Below are 20,226 nucleotides of genomic sequence, written 5' to 3'. Positions count from 1 at the left end.
TTAAAATTAACAGGTCGCTTTCTTCGATTTTTATGAATCGATGACTTAACACCCAATAACATTTTATTCCGAACGTAAACTCTTTACCGGGTTTGCCAGCGCGGCCTTTATGGATTGTATGCTGATGGTTGCCAGGGCTATCAATGATGCCCCACCGCCTGCAAACAGGAATACTACCCAGCCGATGTTAATTTTATAGGCAAAATCCTGCAGCCAACTGTTCATGGCAAACCAAGCTATCGGCATGGCTATTACAATGGCAATGATGATTAGCACCATAAATTCGGTAGCCAGCAAACGAATGATTTTGGCTACACTTGCACCCAATACTTTGCGGATCCCTATTTCCCTTGTTTTTACCTGTGCCGAATAGGTTGCCAATCCAAACAAACCAAGGCAGGATATCACGATAGCGATGGTAGCAAACAGGTTAAATAACGAACCTTGCTTTTGCTCCATGGTGTACATTTTGGTGTAGGTATCATCCAAAAAGGCGTAGTTAAATGGCACGTCGTTATTGTACTGTTTCCATGACGCTATAGCCGCGGCTATAGCTTGCTGCGCATCGCGGCCTGTGGTTTTTACGTATACTTTCCAGCAGTAATTTGGCTGGTATTGGAACACGGCAGGCTCTATCTTTTTATGGATGGTGGTGAAATGGAAGTCTTTTACCACGCCAATGATTGTCCCGTTGCGGGCCTGAATGCGCAGGCGTTTGCCAATCGGGTCTTTTAAACCCATTTCCTTTACAGCGGTTTCATTAATAATGAAGTGTGCAGAATCGGCCACTACTCCTGTAAAGTTATCGCCAGACAGGAGTTTCATTTTGAAAAACGGGATCAGGTCTTTATCGGCATAAACCTGGTTAAACCACATGTTGGAGTTTGCAGGCTTGCCATCCCAGTCGATATTGCCTGTAGAACTGCCATTGGTGATAATATCACGGCCGGCACGCGTTACCGAGAGTACCGCGGGGTTTTTAAGCAATTCGGTTTTCACTACATCGAAGTGCTTTTGCATATCGTTACGCATACTGAAAGAGAATACGTTTTCTTTATCGTACCCCAGGTTTTTATTGCGGATAAACCTCAACTGGTTGCCAATAACCAATGTGCCGATGATAAGGATGATAGATGCTGAAAATTGCAATACCACCAAAATCCTGCGGAAGGCCACGTTGCCAATACTTACCGAGATCTTGCCTTTTAGCGCCTTTAATGGTTCGAAAGACGAAAGCAGTAATGCAGGATAGATGCTTGATGCAGCAAGTGTGCCTACAAGTGTTAGTAATATACAAAGCCAGATGTTATAATTTGAAAAGTTTAACGCGATTTGCTTGCCCGAGAACTGGTTAAATTCGGGCAATAATAATATGAGCAATACAAAAGCAAAAACGGATGCTATTACAAACAGCAATGCCGTTTCAACCATAAACTGCATAAACAACTGGAACTTGCCCGCCCCTATTATTTTACGCATGCTTACCTCCTTTGCCCGCAGCATAGAACGCGCAGTAGACAGGTTTACGTAGTTGATACAGGCTATCACCAACAGCATCAATGCCACAATAGCAAATGTACTTACGGTTGACATGCCGGCATCCGTACCATCTGCTTTGTACAAGTGCATTTTTAATAATGGTTGGGTAAGATACGGCACTGGGGCGTCTATCGGATTTTGGCGCTCATGTATGGCTTGTAATTTTTTCTCTAAGGCAACTGTGTTTACGTTGTCGTTCTTTAGTAACAGGTATGTTTCAAAACCAAAGTTGCTCCAATCTGCATCCATTGATGATATAATAGTTTTGTTATCGTAGCTCTTTTTGCTTTTGATGTAAGCGAGATCATTAAACCTCGATATCGGCATCAACACATGGTATTGGAAACTTGAATTTGCGGGATAATCGGCAATTACACCGGTTACTTTATTTTGCTCGTCCTGGCCGGTGATCACTATTTTGCCTATCGGGTCTTCGTTGCCAAAATATCTTTTGGCTGTGCTTTCGGTAATTACGATCGAGCTGTTATCCGGGAACGGATTACGCTTGTCCCCTTTTACCAGGTTAAAATCAAATACGGTAAAATACGACGGATCGGTAAAGGCAAAGCTACTTTCATAGAATACTTTGTCTTTATATTTAAAAGGCGCATCGCCAAGTGGCATCACACGCACGGCATCCTTCACCTCAGGAATTTCGCTCTTGGCGAATGTTGCAACCGGGGCTATAATATGGCTAAAGATCTGCTTGCTAATACCAGTACCGCCTACAATACCTACTTTATAGATATTTTTAGCTTTAGTGTTGTTCTTGTCAAAGCTCAATTCGTCCTGCACCCAAAGCAACATAAACAAGCCCACAACAAGGCCCACGGTTAAACCCGTTACATTTATGGTAGCGTAAAACTTATTTTGAAGTATGTTACGCCAGGCGGTTTTTATATAGTTTTTTATCATGATGTTAAATTCTAAAAGCTAAATTCTAATAAGCCTAATCTCAAATTAACTGATCTCCAATCACTATTCCGACCTCAAACTCTTCACCGGGTTTGCCAGCGCGGCTTTTATAGATTGAAAGCTGATGGTTACAAATGCTATGAGCAATGCCCCTACACCAGCTGCTGCTATTACCCACCAGTGTATGGTTACGCGGTAAGCAAAATCCTGTAGCCACTTATTCATTACGAACCATGCAAACGGCGATGCGGTTACAATGGCAATACATACCAGTTTTATAAAATCTTTTGAAAGCATGGCCACAATTACGCTTACATCGGCACCTAAAACTTTGCGGATACCTATTTCTTTGGTGCGTTGTTCCGCAGCGTAAGCGGCTAAACCAAACAAGCCAAGGCAGGCAATAATAATAGCCAGTGCTGTGAAGATGACAAAGATCCTCCCGATGCGTTGTTCTGAACGGTATGAAGCATCAAAGTCTTGATCCATAAATGAGTAATCGATCTGTATACCCGGCGATAGGCTATTCCACTTATCTTTGATCTGCCCCATCAGTCCGGTAATATTTGAAGTGCTTACACGGATGGCTAACGCGCCCGGGTTTTGGCCGTAGGTAAGTACAATAGGATCAATTTTTTCGCGCAGCGAGTTAAAGTGAAAATCTTTAACAACACCTACTATATGGCATTCTTTAACATTCGGCGTAGTTCCTTTACGGTCGCCACCTAATGATTGATAAACTGTTTTATTGATAGGGTCTGCAAAACCCAGGAACTTGGCAGCAGCCTCGTTGATGATAACCGCCGATGAATCGGTCTGCATGTCTTTTGAGAAATTGCGGCCCTGCGCCATTTTCATATCCATGGTTGGAATGTAATCGGCATCAACCTGCCAGCTTTGCGGGAAAAGCGATTTCTTTTGGTCGTAAGTAGCATCTTTAAAATAGATGCGAGTATTGCGCCAGCCGTTGGTAGGCAAAAAACCAGTCATGGTGGTTTCTTTTACGCCCGGTAATTCGGCAAGTGCCTGTTTAAATACATTGGTTTGTTGATTAAGCTCGCCCAGATTTTTTACAACAAGCACCTGGCTGCGGTTGTAACCAAGGTTTTTGGTTTGGATAAAGTTCAGCTGATTATAGATCACCAATGTACCAATGATCAATAGTATCGATACAAAAAACTGAAATACGACTAAGAAGCTGCGCAAACCACCGCCTTTAAAACCGGCAGAAAGTTTACCCTTCAATACATCTATCGGTTGGAAGGCCGATAAAAAGAACGCCGGGTATGAACCTGCTAATGAACCAATAACCAATACAATAGCTAACAGCGATGGCACCAGCCATTTAAGCGAATCTACAGTGAGTACAATCTCTTTACCGGACAGTTGGTTAAAGAAAGGCAATAGTATTACTGCCGCGACAATCGCAATTACGGTAGCTACAAATGTGATCAGTATAGATTCGGCCAGGAACTGGAAGATCAGGTGCTTACGCGATGAACCCATCACCTTGCGTACCCCTACTTCTTTAGCGCGGTTTGACGAACGGGCAGTACTCAGGTTCATGAAGTTTACACATGCTATCAGCAATATAAATAAGGCGATTGCCGAAAAGATATAAACGTATTGCGTAGTGCTATTAGGCCCCAGTTCACCGCTTAGGTTTGAGTTTAAGTGAATGTCAGTCAGCGCGGTAAGGTTTAGCCTGAAATGGCTGCCGCCCTTTTCAAACTGGGCTATACTCTGCCCAAGTTCTGATTGCATTTGCGCGCCGCTAAACTTTTGCAAAAACGCTGGGAAACTGGCGGCCAGTTTTGTGTGGTCTTTCGCTTCTTTAAGCAACACATATGTACTATAATCGCTTCTTAACCATTCGTTAGATTTACTGTCAGGTACTGTAGACATAGAAATAAAGAAGTCATAGTTAAAATGCGACTGTTTTGGTACATCATGTATAATCCCTGTAACTTTTAGGTTCCAGTTATTGTTAAATGTCATTATTTTACCAATAGCATTAGTATTTTTAAAATACTTTTTAGCAATGGTTTCATTAATTACTACAGAGTTTGGCTCGACTAACGCCGATGAACTGCTGCCGCTTATCATAAGCAAAGTGAAAACATTGAAAATTGACGCATCAGCATATACCATCTTGCTTTCTATGATATTCGCATCACCTTTTTTGACATGAAAAGATCCGGCATTTTTTAGCCTTACGGCATCTTCCACGTATGGATATTCTGCCTTTAAAGTTTTGGCCAGGGGCGGCATGGCAACGGCATATTGCACGTTATTTTCGCCCAGTTTTAGGTCTTCGTTTACGCGAAATATGCGGCTGGCTTTGGTGTTGTAGCGGTCGTAGCTCAGTTCATCCACCACATAAAAAACAATGAGCAGGCAGGTAGCAAGGCCCAACGCTAATCCTAGTATATTGATAGCAGTAAAGCCCTTATTTTTATAAAGGCTCCTATATGCGGTTTTTATGTAGTTTTTAAACATGATTTTAGTTATTAATTTGTTGTATCGGGGCAGTGCCCTAAACCATCAATTATTTATGGTATTTATTCGCTCCTTAAACTCTTAACCGGATTACTTAATGCCGCTTTTATTGCTTGAAAACTGATGGTTAAAAATGCAATAAGTACTGCCCCAAAACCTGCTACGGCTAATACCCACCAATTAATTTCTATGCGATATACGTAATCCATCAGCCATTTATGCATGGCAAACCATGCAATTGGGGAAGCAATAACTATGGATATTAATACCAGTGTTAAAAAATCTTTAGATAGCATAGCGGTAATATTTATCACGCTTGCACCTAACACTTTACGGATGCCTATTTCTTTGAAACGTATTTGAGCGGTGTAAGTGGCCAGTCCAAACAAGCCAAGGCAAGAAATAAATACGGCAATACACGCAAACACATTAAATAGTGTGGCTGTGTTTTGCTCAGATTTATAAAGTTCATTATAACTCTCGTCTAAAAATTTGTATTCAAACGGAAAATCTGCATTATATTGTTTCCATTGTTTTTGTACGGCACCTATAGCGGCTGTGGCGGTTTTCCCGTTTGTTTTAACAAATATTTGCCAGCTATTAGAGCTGTAAGTAAAAATGGCAGGTTCAATAGCTTGCTTTAGTGAAGCTAAGTGAAAATCTTTCACTACACCAATAATACGCCCGTACGAACCATGGAATTTAAAACGTTTGCCTACTGGATTCTTTATACCCGCAAGCCTTACAGCAGTCTCATTTAATATCCAATGTGTCGAATCTGACTTCTCTCCAGAAAAGTTAACTCCATCAACAAGTTTTATTTTAAACATCGTCAGGAAATCTTTATCAACCCCATAGGGATGAATTAAAAAACTCATTTGCGGGTCTTTCCCATCCCAGTCGGTATCTGATGTGGTACTGCCACTGCTTACAATACTCTCATCCCCGCTGGTAACACCGGTTATTTCGGGCTGATTAAGCAGTTCGGCTTTTATAGATTCATAATGATCCTGCATTTTATGCATCTGCAGAGAAAAAACATAAGACTTATCATAACCCAGCTTTATTTGCTGAATATAATTCAACTGTTTGTTAATGATAAGGGTGCTAATTATAAGCCCTATGGAGAATGCGAACTGGCACACAACAAGAACCTTCCTGAATGTTGTATTACCCGCACCCATTGAAAGTTTACCTTTAAGGGCATTAATAGGTTTAAATGATGATAATAATAAAGCGGGGTATATACTGGAAGCAATAAGTGTTGCCAATACGGTTAAGCCAATAACCTGCCACACATTTATGTTTAATAGGTCAAAGTACATTTGCTTACCTGCAAGGATGTTGTAAACAGGCATTAGTAATTTAATTATACCAAATGCAAGTAATAGCGCCAATACAAAGCAAAATATTGTTTCTATGATAAATTGCATAAACAGCTGCTTGCGGCCGGCCCCAATAATTTTGCGTATGCTAACTTCTTTCGAGCGCATCATGGCGCGAGCCGTTGACAGGTTGATATAGTTTATACAAGCTATAAGCAATATCAATATGGCCACTATTGAAAATATTTTTACTGTTTGTATCCCCGCAGAACTACCGTCGGGGTTGTATAAATGAATGTCTGCCAAAGGTTGGAGTTGAAAAACACCATCGGTAGGTTTTATACCTGCCTGGTGCTTAAAATGGATTTGTGTAAGCTTTTCACCAATTGATTTGGCAGACACCCCGGTTTTTACCTGTAAAAAGGTTTGTGCATAATAATTACCCCAAGCCTCATCCATTGCTTTCCAGTAACCCTTACCATCATACTGTTTCTTTTTTACGTTCATTGAAAACAGCATATCAGCGTTGATGCTTGAATTGGCAGGAAAATCTTCAAGTAACCCCGATACAACCACCGGATTTTTGCTATCGCCTAATAATATTTTCCCAATTGGGTCTGCATTACCAAAAAAGCGTTTGGCAGTACTTTCTGTAATAATTACCGACTGATCATTTGGGAATGGGTTGTTTACATTACCCTTTAGTAATTTATAACTAAACATCTTAAAAAAGGAATCATCTATATAAGACAATTTTCCATAATCCTCTTTTAATAACTTATCCTGGTATTTAAATACCGAATAATCATAAGCAGTAACTATCCTGGTTGCATTAATAATGCCCGGTACTTCTTTTATTGCATAAGTGGCTACCGGTGCAGGTGCGCCGCCCCATACTTGTTTACTAATGCCACTACCTATTGAAGAATTAACTTTATAAAGTTGAGCTGTATTCTTATTAAAACGGTCGTAATTTAATTCGTCCTGTACCCAAAGCAAAATAAGTATCCCTACGGCTAAACCTATTGTTAAACCTATAATATTAATGGAACTGTAAAACTTGCTGTTTAGCAGGTTTCTCCAGGCTGTTTTAAAGTGGTTTTTAAACATGGCAATCGTAATTATTGGGCAATTCTAAAGCAAACCCCTCCGAGTTTCGGGCGCGGAGAGGTAGGCAGGAGGCACACTTAACTATATTAATTAAACTAAAATTGGGCGTTGTTAAACCATGATGTTTTCCATCACCGTTTGTCCATCCAACAGGCGGATGATACGGTGGCTGTAACGGGCATCATGTTCGGAGTGGGTAACCATTATAATGGTAGTCCCTTGTTCATTTAAATCGGTTAGCAGTTCCATCACATCGTTACCGTTGCTGCTATCCAGGTTACCTGTGGGCTCATCCGCAAGTATCAGTTTTGGTTTGTTTACAACGGCGCGGGCAATGGCCACACGCTGTTGCTGACCACCCGATAACTGCTGTGGGTAGTGGTTTCGGCGGTGCATGATCTGCATTTTATCCAGCACTTCTTCTACCCTTTTAACACGCTCTGCAGTAGGTACGCCGGTGTAAATTAATGGCAGTTCAACGTTTTCAAATACAGTAAGTTCGTCAATAAGATTAAAGCTCTGGAAAACGAAACCAATGTTATGCTTGCGCAGGTCGGCGCGTTTCCGCTCGTTAAAATGAGCAACTTCAATCTCGTTAAATACATAGCTGCCTTCATCCGGGTCATCAAGCATACCCAAAATGTTTAGCAAGGTTGATTTACCACAACCAGACGGGCCCATAATGGCAACGAACTCGCCGGTATTAACATGCATCGATAGCTTGTTCAGTGCAATGGTTTCTACCTCTTCGGTACGGTAGAATTTTTCAAGATTTGTAATTTTTATCATTTGGCCTCCCCAGCTGCTGCACTTTCGTGCCTCAGCCTTTTTTGTTTAATTGTGATTTGTATTTTTTGTTAAGTTTTAATCGCTCTTGGGCTACTGTATACAAGACGCAACCCGTGGCAGAAGGTTACACAGTTTCGCTACTTTTTAAGTACCAGTTCTTGTATGTCGCCGTAATTCTCGTAGCTTGACGTAATTACCTTGTCGCCAGGTTTTAAGCCTTGCAATACTTCGTAATAATCAGGGTTTTGGCGGCCTATCTGGATATCGGTTTTGTAGGCTGTTTTACCATCCTCGCTCACTTTAAAGATCCAGTTACCACCGGTTTGCTGGTAGAAACCACCTTTAGGTACTAAGGTAGCAGTCGTCTCATCGCTCAATGCTAAACGGATCTGTAAGGTTTGACCCTTGCGGATACCTTTAGGTACATCGCCAACAAATTGCATATCTACCTTAAAACGGCCGCTGGTTACCTGTGTAAATACTTTTTTGATAGTTAATTTATATGTTTTACCGGCAAAGGCAAAGTCGCCCATTAAGCCGTTGTAGATCCTCGACAAGTAGTGCTCTTCCACATCAACCTGTACTTTAAAGCCTCCCTGTGCATCAATCTGGCCCAAATGTTCGCCTTTATTTTTATTCTGACCAACTTCGGCATCCATTGATGTTAACTGACCATCTATGGGTGAGCGTACTGTTAAGTCGGCCACTTTTTTGCGCATTAAAAGTAGTGTACTTTTGTTGTGTGCATATTGCTCACGCGCTTGCTCATCCTCCTGGCTTATCAGCGTGGTATCTTGTTTTAAGATCTGTGTGGTTAACTTTTTGCGCCTTAACTGGTATATGTAAGCGTTTTCTGCCGCTTTAAATTCTTGCATACCAATTGCTTTTTGGTCTAAAAGTTTTTTGTCAAGGTTATAAATACGCTCTGCCTCTTTATAAGCATTGTCCACATCGGCCATTTGGTTTAGTTTGGCAATGGTGTTTTGCTGCGCGTTGTTATGCGAGATCTGCATTTGAGTTTGTGCAGCGTAAACTGCTGTTTCCTGGTTGGCAAGGCTTAACTCCAGATCGGTATTTGATAAACGGATGATCGGGTCGCCTTTTTTTAGGCTTGCGCCGTCTTCAACATATTTCTCTTCAACCCGTCCGCCTTCAATCGCATCAAGGTATATGGTAGTAAGTGGTAGCACCACACCATTAACCGGGATAAACTCCTGGAAAGCGCCTTTTTTTATTTCGCTTACGGTGATACGCTCTGTATCAACATTTAATTTGCTTTTGCCCGATGTAAAAAATATACTGCCGGCAACTAAAACTACTACCCCTATAATACCGGCTATGGTCATCAGGCGCTTAGTGCTCCATTTCTGTTTTTGTATAACTCTATCCACTGTATTTTATTAAATATTTGATAATTGGATATAAAAACACATGCCACAAATTAAATTACTGTATTTCAATTACTTACGTTAAAATCGCAATAATGCACCGTACGCTTCTGTTACAGCAAGTGTTCGGTTATGATACAATGCTTTTTTACGTGCTTTAACTTACCGTTCGCTAAACATAGTTGAATATCTAAATTATACTTAATATAGCCTAATTGGTACGATATTTCGTGCCAAACTACTAAATTGCGGGGGCAAATAGTACATGTATAATAAGTGCTATTATCTATTAACCACGAACTAATCACTATCCATAAATGATACTTAAGAAAGCAACCGTTTTAATTGTTGACGACGACCCCGATGTGCTTACGGCTGTTAAGTTATTGCTTAAAACAGAAACCAAAGAAATAATTACCGAAAAGAACCCGGAGAACATAAACTGGCTTTTGCAAAAAAACGAGGTTGACCTGGTGCTACTGGATATGAATTATAACAGTGCCATTAATACCGGGAACGAGGGTATTTACTGGCTGCGTAAAATTAAGGAATGGAAGCCAAACGTTTGCGTTATTATGATAACCGCTTACGGCGATATAGACCTGGCTGTACGTTCCTTAAAAGAAGGCGCTAACGATTTTGTAGTGAAGCCATGGCATAACGAGAAATTGATTGATACCATTAAAGACCTGCTTGATAAGAAAGAAGGTGGTGGCAAGTCAACCAAAGCATCCGTTAAAAGTGAGGGCGGCGAAAAAACCATCCTTGGCGATAGCGAGGTGATGGAGGATATATTTCATAAGGTAAATAAGATTGCCCCTACCGATGCCAATATTTTGATACTGGGCGAGAACGGTACGGGTAAAGATCTGATGGCAAAAGCCATTCATGAGCGTTCGTTACGTGCCGATAAACCATTTGTAAAAGTGGATGTGGGCGCGCTGACGGATTCTTTATTTGAGAGTGAGTTGTTTGGCCATAAAAAAGGTGCTTACACCGATGCCCGTGAAGACCGCATGGGCCGTTTTGAGGAAGCTGAAGGCGGCACTTTGTTTTTAGATGAGATTGGTAACATCAGCCTGCAGCAGCAAGCAAAACTATTAACCGTACTACAAAACCGCCATGTAACCCGTTTGGGTACCAATAAGGCCGTGGATATTAATATCCGCCTAATATGTGCCACCAACGTGCCGTTGCAGGAATTGGCAAACGAAAATAAATTTCGTAAGGATTTGATTTACCGGATCAATACGGTAGAGATAAATATGCCACCTTTGCGTAAACGCGCAGAAGATATTGTAGTACTGGCAAAACATTTTGCCAAAATATACGCCACAAAATACCTTAAACCGGCGATTGATTTTGATGCCGCGGCGCTAAACAAATTACGCGGTTATAGCTACCCCGGTAACGTACGCGAGTTACAGTACACCATAGAACGTGCGGTAATTATGGCCGATGACCAGCATTTAAAAGCTGATGACCTGCTTTTCTCGGTACTGGAATCACCAGGCGAAAACATTATTAATGATGATAACATCCAGCTTAGCACACTGGAAAAGAACGCGATTTTGCGCGTGATAGAAAAGCATAACGGCAACATTACCCGTGCCGCCAAAGAGCTGGGGTTAACCCGTACCGCCCTGTACCGCAGATTAAGCAAATATGATATTTAACCGTTACGAATGGCGGCTTGTGCTGCGTGTGCTTTTGTTATTTGCCGCTGTGGTGGCCACTACTATAGTGGTTACGAGTGGACAAATACTATATGGCGTTATAACAGTCCCGGCGGTGATCTACTCGGTGCTTGATCTGATCCGTTTTAACAAGAAAGCGCAGGACGAGGTAAACCAATTCGTAGAATCTATCCACTACCGCGATTTTTCACGCCACTTTGATGTGCGAAAAGCACCTAACGAGTTAAAACCTTTGCGTAAAGGCTTTAATGACATTAACACCACGTTTAAACTAATCAGCCGCGAACGAGAAACGCAGTATCATTACCTGCAAAAGATATTAGAACTGGTTGATACAGGCATCCTTTCTTATGAGGAAGAAACCGGCGAGATCAGCTGGATAAACGAGGCCTTTAAATCGCTCATTAGTATCCCCTATTTAAAAACCATCCACTCGCTTGAGAAACGCGAACCTGTTTTGTACAAAGATGTGATCAGAATGAAACCCGGCGAGGCGCAGGTACTGAGCATCACCCGCGACCAGCAACAGGTAAAAATGCTGGTTACCGCCAGTATTATGCGCAGCGACGAGAAATTGTATAAACTCATCGCCTTCCAGAACGTAAGCGAGGCTTTGGACGAAACAGAATCAAAGGCATGGTCGAAGTTATTAAATGTGATGACGCATGAGATCATGAACTCGGTTGCTCCTATTTCATCATTGGCCGACACCCTGAAGAACCGCCTGCAAAGCCCGGAAATAGCCGAGAGTATTGGAAGCGGCGACCTGGAAGATATCTCTCTCGGTATTGAAACCATTAAACGCCGTAGCGAAGGCCTGCTTAAATTTACCGAGAGCTACCGCAGCCTTAACAAAATCACCAAACTCGATCTGAACAAGTTGTTAGTTCGTAACATATTTGAAAACCTGGCAAGTTTGATGCGCCCTACGCTTGAGAAAAAGAATATTGAATTGGAGATCATCCTACGCGACCCGGCATTAGCCATCGAGGCGGATATCAATCTGTTAGACCAGGTAATGATTAACCTGCTGGTAAATGCCATTGAGGCCGTAAAGGATCGTGAAGAACCACGCATCACCCTATCTGCCGAAACGCAAAGCAACAACCGCATACTGGTTAAAGTAACCGACAATGGCCTCGGCATGCCCCCGGAATTGTTGGATAAGATCTTTATCCCATTCTTTAGTACACGCAAAACAGGCAGCGGTATCGGCTTGAGTCTTTGTAAACAAATTATGCTGTTGCACAAAGGCAACATCCAGGCACAATCTACCGAGGGCAAGGGTGCATCGTTTATTTTGCAGTTTGCGAATAATTAAGCTACAACAACTTGTTGAATGCAATCTAATTATTCCCTAAATTGCTTTTATATCAATCATCATGAAAAAATCACTATTAATACTGTTTGTGTTGTTTGCCGTTAAGTCGGGTTTTGCGCAAACTGCCACTTTGCCTGCAAGCGAAGTTGTGCTAAAAGAGGCTTACGCCAAAGCCGCTAAAGAAAATAAAAAAGTAATGCTCATATTCCATGCCTCGTAGTGTGGCTGGTGTAAAAAAATGGAAGCTTCACTTGCTGATCCTACAATTAAGCCATTGATCGAAAGCAATTACGTTGTAGCCACGCTTGATGTGATGGAACGCCCCGAGAAAAAAAACCTTGAAAACCCCGGCTCGTTAGAAGTGATGACTAAACTAAAAGGTGAAAAATCGGGCTTGCCGTTTTGGGTAGTGCTTGATGCCAAAGGCAAAATATTAGGCGATAGCCAGGTACGCCCCTTAGGCGCATCGTTAGCTACTTATGGCATTAATTTTGGCTGCCCTGCCAGCCCGGATGAAGTGGCATTTTTTACTAAACTGCTTAAAGCAACGTCTAAACTGAACGATGAGCATTTATCGGTTATAGCAAAACGTTTCGCATTAAATTCGCCGGCACCGGCAGTGCAACCGGTTACTCCTGCAACACCAACTTCACCTGCTACGGTGGGGTCGAAATAATATTTGATAATACAATTCCTTCCGTGCGGCATTGCAAGGTACGAAGCAATCTCTTTAGGATAGTCGGTTATGCAAAGTGTATACTAGTTCTAAAGAGATTGCTTTGTCGCTATCGCTCCGCGCAATGACGTGTGTTTATTACTTCTTGCTTCTTACTGTCCTGTACTGTCTCTTGCTTCATTACTTCTCTCCCTCTGCCAATTTGGCAAATCGTAAGCTTTGGAACGGGCATTGATTGGCTATATCCGTAAATTATTTAAGCTTTATAAAATTACTACTATGCAAGAAAAAGGAACAATTTCGATCCATACCGAAAACATTTTCCCGATAATTAAAAAGTTCTTATACTCTGATACCGAGATATTTCTGCGCGAGCTGGTATCTAACTCGGTTGATGCTACCCAAAAAATAAAACGCCTTGCCTCATTAGGCCAATACAACGGCGACCTGGGCGACCTGCGCGTTGAAGTTGCTTTTGATGCAGACAAAAAGACTATCACCATATCTGATAACGGTTTGGGTATGACGGCCGAAGAAATAAAAAAATACATTAACCAGATAGCATTTAGCGGTGCTACCGAGTTTATGGAGAAATTTAAAGAAGCTAAAGATGCCAATGAGATCATTGGTCGTTTTGGTTTGGGCTTTTACTCCGCCTTTATGGTTGCAGACAAGGTTGAAATTGAGACCTTATCCTACCAGGATGGTGCCGAACCAGCACACTGGACTTGCGATGGCAGCACCGAGTTTGAAATAAGCGAAGGCAGCCTGGAAGAGCGCGGTACCGAAATTACCCTGCACATTAATGCCGATTCTGAAGAGTTTTTAAACCAGGGCCGTTTACAGGAGATATTGGATAAATACGCTAAGTTCCTGCCGGTGCCTATCAAATTTGGTACAACTACACAAGAGGAAGAAGATGGTGTTGACGAAGAAGGTAAACCAAAATACAAATCTGTTGAGGTTGATAACATCATTAACGATACCAACCCTATTTGGACAAAAGCGCCAAGTGAATTGAGCGATGAGGATTACTTAAAATTCTACAAAGAGCTTTATCCATACAGCGAAGACCCTTTGTTCTGGATCCACCTGAATGTTGATTACCCTTTCAACTTAACCGGTGTATTGTACTTCCCTAAGCTGAAGAACGACTTTGAGATCACCCGTAATAAGATAAAATTATACTCCCGCCAGGTATTTATTACCGACGAGGTAAAGGACATTGTGCCTGAGTTTTTGATGCTACTGCATGGTGTTATCGATTCACCGGATATCCCTTTGAATGTATCACGTAGCTTCCTGCAAGCTGATAGCAATGTTAAAAAGATAAACAGCTACATTACTAAAAAGGTAGCAGATAAGCTTGCCGAACTGTTTAAAGCAGACCGTAAAGGTTTTGAAGAGAAATGGGGAGATATTGGCCTGTTTGTGAAATACGGTATGGTGAGCGAAGAAAAATTCTACGACAAAGCGAAAGATTTTGTTTTGGTAACCAACACCGCTAAAGAAAACTTTACTCTTAACGAATACAAGGATAAAGTTGAGCCTTTACAAACAGATAAAGATGGCCAGTTGATCTACATTTACACAAACGATGCCGAAAAACAGGATGCATTTATCCAGTCGGCAGGTAAAAAGGGTTACGATGTTTTGGTGATGAACTCTCCCATCGATAATCACTTCATCAGTCAGCTTGAGCAGAAATTAGAGAAAACTTCATTAAAACGTGTTGACGCAAATGTTGCCGATAAACTAATCAAGAAAGATGATGCGCCTGAGCATATTTTGACCGAAGAACAGTCAACCAAAATAAAAGCGATCTTCGATAAAGCTATTAACAAACCGGCTTACCGCGTTGAGTTAGAAAGCTTAAACCCGGATGAATTGCCGGTAACCGTTACCATGGACGAGTTTATGCGCCGTATGAAAGATATGGCTGCCATGGGCGGCGGTATGGGCTTCTACGGTAACATGCCTGACAATTACAAGGTTATTGTAAACGGCAACCACAAATTAATAAGCCGTATTTTAGATGGCGAAGACGAAGTTGTGCAGGCACAGCTTGCCAAACAAGCTTTCGACCTTGCACTATTGTCACAAGGTTTATTAACCGGTGCCGAATTGACTGAATTTGTTAACCGCAGTGTTAGTTTAATATAACACAAAGCCCTCTAATCCCCTGAAGGGGAAACAGAATTTGAAAGCCAACCGCTAATTAACGGTTGGCTTTTTTGTTGATACTATTTGTCATGCTGAGCTTGTGGAATCATTAACAAGGTGGACAGGTCTTCAACAAGCTCAGACTGACATTTTTTTCATTTTATTATGGAAAACTATTAACGTTTGCATCCTATCATCAAAACACAGAGATGAAACGATTTAAAACAAACAGTAAAGCGTCGCCAATTGTACTAATTTTATCTACCCAAAATACCTCAAGTAATTAAACCAATTAAGGTGTATCAGGTCTAATAAAAAACTAAGTTATTTTTATATAAACACTAAAAAAATGAAAACTTTAATCAAACTATTATTTGTGCTGCTTGTAGCAGTTGCCGGTTTTACACCGGTTAATGCGCAAAGTAAAAAAGCTATAAAAGAGGCTAAAAAAGCTGCCGAGATAAAAGGCTTTATCGATGCAAAAGATTATGTATTCCAGGCTACCTACATGTACCCGCTTGGTGGTGCAGCCCGCTATTTAACCTCGCCATATGACCTTACCATAGCCCCTGATACCGTTGAGGCTTTTTTGCCCTATTTTGGTGTAGCTTATTCGAGTGCGGGTTACAATAACAATGAGGATAATGGCATAAAATTTAAATCAACAAAGTTTGATTATACAACATCCGCTATTCAGAAAGATGGCAGTTATTTTATCAGGATCAAAACCAAAGATACCCGAAACGCTACACAATTGCTTATCCAGGTTTATAACAACGGTAATGCCGATTTAAGCGTGATCAGCCAAAACAGGCAGCAGATCCGTTTTACCGGTTACATAACAGAAAGAAAGAAAACTAAAGCGTAATTGATTGTGTTAAGTTAAAAACACTCAATTAAAAGCCATGTTAAAAATAGATATACCAACTGCAAATGTATCTGCCAAAGTATTTGAGCAGCACACCCTGCCAACCCCGCCAAATGGCACCGAGACAGAAATAAATGGCGAATTGATATTGCTGTTTGAAGATGAGGAAGAAGCGGTTGCTTATCTTGACAAATTGGAAGATTATGCTTCAGAACTGGATGATAATTCAGCTGAAAGAGCTACCATAAACGCTTTGGTAACTGCTATAAATAATGATGAATTTGTACAGGCGTACTTACAATAGCCTGCACAAATTCTATTTATAAATTATACATTTAAATTTTTGTTGATATATCGAATGCTGCTATTGATGCTTTCAAAAGGATCTTTTGGCATATCGTGCTCTACAAAAAAGCTTTGCATCCCCGCAATTTTTGCTGCCGCGAAAATTGGTTTAAAATCAATAGTGCCGCTACCTACTGGCATAATATTTTCGCGGCTTGCATCCAAATCTTTAACGTGCCATAACGGGAAACGGCCGGGATTTTGTTTAAACAGATCAACCGGGTTTTTACCCGCTTTAACTGCCCAGGCCAGGTCAAGTTCCATTTTTACATACTTAGGGTCGGTATCTGATAGTAGCAGATCGTACGGAATAGTGCCATCGCTCAGGATCTTAAACTCCATGTCGTGGTTATGATATGCAAACGTTAAGCCGGCTTTTGTAGCAGCCTCACCTGTTTTATTTAGTACTGCTATAGAAGCTTTCAATTCCTCGGGGGTGCCGGTTGGGGTATTAGCGCAAACCAGAAATTTCACACCGCCTTCGGCAGCTTCATCAACCAGTTGTTGCATATTATCCTGCAGGTTCATCATTGATGGTATTACCATTGGTTTACCATCGGGCGTGGTAGGCATTTTTGTACCTGCAGGCAGTTTAAACGGCGCGCCCAATACGTGGTGTGATCTCCAGGTTAAGCCCAGTTCGTTGGCCATAGCTTTAAATTCTTTTGGTTTTAAGCCATAATAACCGCCTTTTTTACTGAATGCTGATTCTATTTCACTATAACCTGCTTTAGCAACTTTGGTTAATGTGCCTTTAACATCCTCATCCATCACGTTAAAAAAAGTGAACAGTTGCACGCCCACCGGGTGTTTTAGATTTATAAAGGATGCCGCTTTACCTGACAAGACTGCACTACTAAGCACCAAAGTACCGGTGGTTTGCAAAAACTTGCGCCTGTTAAAATTCATTCTGAATGGTATTTAAGTTTACTTGGTAAGTAAATCTAAATCAAATAATTCGAAGAAAGAAATTTGTTGTGTCAAAAGAACGCATTAATGATAAAGGCAGTTTGCTATCAATCCCGTCCACCCGGTTTGGTGGGCGGCACCTAAGCCGCGGCCGGTATCACCGTCGAAATATTCATAGTAAAGGATATGGTCTTTGAAAAAGGGATCGGTCTGTGCTTTCTCGTCGACACCATTACTCGGGCGGTGGCCATTCTCATCCGGCAAAAAAAGTTTGGAGATGCGGCGGTAAATTTCGTTCGCCACCTCCTTTAGGCTCATCATATTGCCTGAGCCGGTTGGGCATTCCACAGTAAGTTCGTCACCATAATATTGGTAAAAATCATTTAGACTTTCGATGATCAGGTAATTGATCGGTATCCAAACCGGGCCGCGCCAGTTGCTGTTGCCGCCAAACATATCGCTGTCGCTTTCGGCAGGTACATATTTGATGCTGAATTGCGTTCCGTTGATGTTGGCGCTGAATGGATTCTCAAGATGATATTTTGATAAGGAACGAATACCGTAATCGCTTAAAAACTCATTTTCATCAAGCATATATTTCAGGATGCCTTTCATACGGTGGCCGCGCAGCAAACTTATGAGGTGTTTGTTACTTGCGCTGCGCTCATCCCAACGGGAAACCAAACCGGCAAGGTCCGGTCGGTTGGCCGCAAACCAATCCATCCTGTCGCGGAAGATGGGGTTCCTGGCTATTGTTTCTTCATCCAATACCTCGGTAGCAAACAGCGGCACCAGGCCTACTATGCTACGGATCCGCATTTTTTCGGCACTCCCATCGGGCATGCGCAACTGGTCGTAAAAAAAGTCATCTGCCTCGTCCCATAAACCGCTTGTACCACCCTCGCCAAGGCTCGACATGGCTGCCGAGATATAAATAAAGTGCTCGAAGAATTTAGACGCGATATCGGCATAAGCCTTATTAGTTTCAGCAAGCTCTGCCGCTATACGCAGCAGATTTAAAGAATACATCGCCATCCAACTGGTGCCATCGGCCTGTTCCAGGTGCGCGCCATCGGCAAATTTAGTGTTACGGTCAAACACGCCAATGTTATCCATCCCCAAAAAGCCACCTTCAAAAACATTATTGCCCGCCTCGTCCTTACGGTTTACCCACCAGGTAAAGTTGAGCATCAGTTTGTGGAAGATGCGTTCTAAAAAGAAGGTATCGCCCTCACCGTTGTTAGCCTTTTTATCTATCTGGTAGATCTTCCACGTAGCCATGGCATGTACCGGTGGGTTGGCATCGCTAAAATCCCACTCATAGGCGGGTAGCTGCCCGTTTGGGTGCATAAACCAATCTTTCACTAAAAGGTTAAGTTGTCGTTTGGCAAAGGCCATATCTACAGCAGCAAGCGGTACGCAATGGAAAGCCAGGTCCCAGGCGGCAAACCAAGGGTACTCCCATTTATCGGGCATGGAAATAATATCCTGACTGTTAAAATGCTGCCATTTACTGTTACGCTGATGCTGGCGTTGTACAGGTGGCCACGGCTCGGCAGGGTCACCGTTTAGCCATTGGTGAATGTTGTAGTAGTAAAATTGCTTATTCCAAAGCATCCCGGCATAAGCCTGGCGCTGGATCTGCGCTTTGTCCTTATTCTCGTCGGGCGGGCGCAAGCCTGCATAGAACTCATCGGCTTCCTGCAACCGCGAAGCAAAAATAGCGTCGAAATCGTCAAAGGCGTTTTCGGCGCTTTCAGACAGCTTCAGTTTTATAGTAACACTTTTGCCTGCCGGGATAGTTATATCGTAATTAAAGGCTGCTTTAGTACCTGTATTAGCCGGGTTAATTGCGTTAGTGCCGTTTACAATATAATCGTTGATTCCATCTTTGTAAAAAGATTTGCCATCATCAATATTATTGAACCGTTTGGTATTGGTTTGGTTATTACAAAAAAGCAGTTGGGGTGAGCCATAGGCCACTAAATTCAAAGCGCCTAATTCTTTATGGTCGATACTGATCGCATTGCCGTTCGCAGATAATTGAGGTTTATAATCGTCGTAGCCCCATTCCCAGGTATTGCGGAACCATACCGTAGGCAGTACGTTTAAACTTGCAGCTACTTTACTGCGGTTATGTATAGTAATCTTGACAAGGATATCATCGGTATCCTGTTTGGCATATTCCACAAATACATCAAAGTATTCATCGTTATTAAAAATGCCGGTATCCATTAGTTCGTACTCGCCTTGGTTACGGTTACGTTTTTTGCTCTCATCAACCAAATGCACGTATGGGAATTGCTGCTGTGGATACTTGTACAGCATTTTCATGTACGAATGCGTGGGCGTATTATCCAGGTAGTAATATAATTCCTTTACGTCCTCGCCATGGTTACCTTCGGCATTACTGAGGCCAAAGAAACGTTCTTTCAGAATGGTATCTTTCTTATTCCATAGCGCAATGGAGAAGCACAATAATTGCTCATGGTCGCAGATGCCGGCTATACCTTCTTCGCCCCAGCGATAGGCCTTGCTACGGGCAATATCATGGGTGATGTAGTTCCAGGCGTTACCATCGGCACTGTAATCTTCGCGGACGGTACCCCATTGACGGTCGCTTACATAAGGCCCCCATTTTTTCCATCCCGTATCTTTTAACCTATCCTGTTCTGCACCCAT

The 20,226-nt window shown here is 42.0% G+C and carries 14 protein-coding genes; 7 read left to right on the top strand and 7 right to left on the bottom strand.

Annotated features, from left to right (window positions below):
* Positions 1 to 63: 63 nt before the first annotated feature.
* From NAF17_RS04890 to NAF17_RS04870, 5 genes are all read right to left on the bottom strand, one after another.
* Positions 64 to 2,454, bottom strand: coding sequence for an ABC transporter permease (locus NAF17_RS04890; protein ID WP_252756859.1), 2,391 nt, complete (start codon positions 2,452 to 2,454; stop codon positions 64 to 66).
* A gap of 63 nt (positions 2,455 to 2,517) precedes the next feature.
* A complete protein-coding gene (locus tag NAF17_RS04885; RefSeq protein ID WP_252756858.1) occupies positions 2,518 to 4,953 on the bottom strand; it encodes an ABC transporter permease in 2,436 nt (811 codons plus the stop codon).
* A gap of 62 nt (positions 4,954 to 5,015) precedes the next feature.
* A complete protein-coding gene (locus NAF17_RS04880) occupies positions 5,016 to 7,388 on the bottom strand; it encodes an ABC transporter permease (protein ID WP_252756857.1) in 2,373 nt (790 codons plus the stop codon).
* Between the two features lie 111 nt (positions 7,389 to 7,499).
* A complete protein-coding gene (locus NAF17_RS04875; protein ID WP_252756856.1) occupies positions 7,500 to 8,177 on the bottom strand; it encodes an ABC transporter ATP-binding protein in 678 nt (225 codons plus the stop codon).
* 137 nt (positions 8,178 to 8,314) lie between these two features.
* On the bottom strand, positions 8,315 to 9,568 hold the full coding sequence (locus tag NAF17_RS04870) for an efflux RND transporter periplasmic adaptor subunit (RefSeq protein ID WP_252756855.1): 1,254 nt from the start codon (positions 9,566 to 9,568) through the stop codon (positions 8,315 to 8,317).
* Positions 9,569 to 9,882: 314 nt separating this feature from the next.
* Here NAF17_RS04870 and NAF17_RS04865 point away from each other — a divergent pair, with 314 nt between their 5' ends.
* The 7 genes from NAF17_RS04865 (at position 9,883) to NAF17_RS04835 (ending at position 16,594) form a co-directional block, all read left to right on the top strand.
* Positions 9,883 to 11,241 (top strand): sigma-54-dependent transcriptional regulator, encoded by a 1,359-nt coding sequence (locus NAF17_RS04865; protein WP_252756854.1) that lies wholly within the window; start codon positions 9,883 to 9,885, stop codon positions 11,239 to 11,241.
* The gene (locus NAF17_RS04860) at positions 11,231 to 12,583 is read left to right on the top strand and encodes a sensor histidine kinase (RefSeq protein WP_252756853.1); all 1,353 of its coding nucleotides are present in this window, start codon (positions 11,231 to 11,233) and stop codon (positions 12,581 to 12,583) included. Before NAF17_RS04865 ends, NAF17_RS04860 begins: the two co-directional genes overlap by 11 nt.
* A 61-nt stretch (positions 12,584 to 12,644) precedes the next feature.
* Positions 12,645 to 12,803: a hypothetical protein gene (locus NAF17_RS04855; protein ID WP_252756852.1), complete on the top strand. Its 159-nt coding sequence runs from the start codon at positions 12,645 to 12,647 to the stop codon at positions 12,801 to 12,803.
* Between the two features lie 18 nt (positions 12,804 to 12,821).
* Positions 12,822 to 13,259 carry a hypothetical protein gene (locus NAF17_RS04850; RefSeq protein WP_252756851.1) on the top strand — a complete coding sequence of 146 codons (438 nt, stop codon included), beginning with the start codon at positions 12,822 to 12,824 and terminating at the stop codon, positions 13,257 to 13,259.
* Between the two features lie 279 nt (positions 13,260 to 13,538).
* The gene (gene htpG, locus NAF17_RS04845) at positions 13,539 to 15,422 is read left to right on the top strand and encodes a molecular chaperone HtpG (RefSeq protein WP_252756850.1); all 1,884 of its coding nucleotides are present in this window, start codon (positions 13,539 to 13,541) and stop codon (positions 15,420 to 15,422) included.
* 349 nt (positions 15,423 to 15,771) lie between these two features.
* Positions 15,772 to 16,290 carry a DUF4251 domain-containing protein gene (locus NAF17_RS04840; protein WP_252756849.1) on the top strand — a complete coding sequence of 173 codons (519 nt, stop codon included), beginning with the start codon at positions 15,772 to 15,774 and terminating at the stop codon, positions 16,288 to 16,290.
* A gap of 37 nt (positions 16,291 to 16,327) precedes the next feature.
* Entirely contained in the window at positions 16,328 to 16,594 is a 267-nt protein-coding gene (locus NAF17_RS04835) for a hypothetical protein (RefSeq protein ID WP_252756848.1), read from the top strand.
* 23 nt (positions 16,595 to 16,617) lie between these two features.
* On the opposite strand, the gene NAF17_RS04830 is transcribed toward NAF17_RS04835, so the two are convergent.
* Positions 16,618 to 17,544 (bottom strand): sugar phosphate isomerase/epimerase family protein, encoded by a 927-nt coding sequence (locus tag NAF17_RS04830; protein ID WP_252756847.1) that lies wholly within the window; start codon positions 17,542 to 17,544, stop codon positions 16,618 to 16,620.
* Positions 17,545 to 17,628: 84 nt separating this feature from the next.
* A complete protein-coding gene (locus NAF17_RS04825; protein ID WP_252756846.1) occupies positions 17,629 to 20,226 on the bottom strand; it encodes an MGH1-like glycoside hydrolase domain-containing protein in 2,598 nt (865 codons plus the stop codon).

Origin of the sequence: Mucilaginibacter aurantiaciroseus, assembly GCF_024055595.1 — a bacterium.
Classification (GTDB): Bacteria; Bacteroidota; Bacteroidia; order Sphingobacteriales; family Sphingobacteriaceae; genus Mucilaginibacter; species Mucilaginibacter aurantiaciroseus.
Note: the sequence above shows the minus strand (reverse complement) of the source record. Positions and strands in the feature narration are given on the sequence as shown.

Excerpts from the sequence above, each read along its gene's own strand:
- NAF17_RS04890 (WP_252756859.1), bottom strand. The coding sequence starts at position 2,454 with ATGATAAAAAACTATATAAAAACCGCCTGGCGTAACATACTTCAAAAT.
- NAF17_RS04885 (WP_252756858.1), bottom strand. The coding sequence starts at position 4,953 with ATGTTTAAAAACTACATAAAAACCGCATATAGGAGCCTTTATAAAAAT.
- NAF17_RS04880 (WP_252756857.1), bottom strand. The coding sequence starts at position 7,388 with ATGTTTAAAAACCACTTTAAAACAGCCTGGAGAAACCTGCTAAACAGC.
- NAF17_RS04875 (WP_252756856.1), bottom strand. The coding sequence starts at position 8,177 with ATGATAAAAATTACAAATCTTGAAAAATTCTACCGTACCGAAGAGGTA.
- NAF17_RS04865 (WP_252756854.1), top strand. The coding sequence starts at position 9,883 with ATGATACTTAAGAAAGCAACCGTTTTAATTGTTGACGACGACCCCGAT.
- NAF17_RS04860 (WP_252756853.1), top strand. The coding sequence starts at position 11,231 with ATGATATTTAACCGTTACGAATGGCGGCTTGTGCTGCGTGTGCTTTTG.
- NAF17_RS04855 (WP_252756852.1), top strand. The coding sequence starts at position 12,645 with ATGAAAAAATCACTATTAATACTGTTTGTGTTGTTTGCCGTTAAGTCG.
- NAF17_RS04850 (WP_252756851.1), top strand. The coding sequence starts at position 12,822 with ATGGAAGCTTCACTTGCTGATCCTACAATTAAGCCATTGATCGAAAGC.
- htpG (WP_252756850.1), top strand. The coding sequence starts at position 13,539 with ATGCAAGAAAAAGGAACAATTTCGATCCATACCGAAAACATTTTCCCG.
- NAF17_RS04840 (WP_252756849.1), top strand. The coding sequence starts at position 15,772 with ATGAAAACTTTAATCAAACTATTATTTGTGCTGCTTGTAGCAGTTGCC.
- NAF17_RS04835 (WP_252756848.1), top strand. The coding sequence starts at position 16,328 with ATGTTAAAAATAGATATACCAACTGCAAATGTATCTGCCAAAGTATTT.
- NAF17_RS04830 (WP_252756847.1), bottom strand. The coding sequence starts at position 17,544 with ATGAATTTTAACAGGCGCAAGTTTTTGCAAACCACCGGTACTTTGGTG.
- NAF17_RS04825 (WP_252756846.1), bottom strand. The coding sequence starts at position 20,226 with ATGGGTGCAGAACAGGATAGGTTAAAAGATACGGGATGGAAAAAATGG.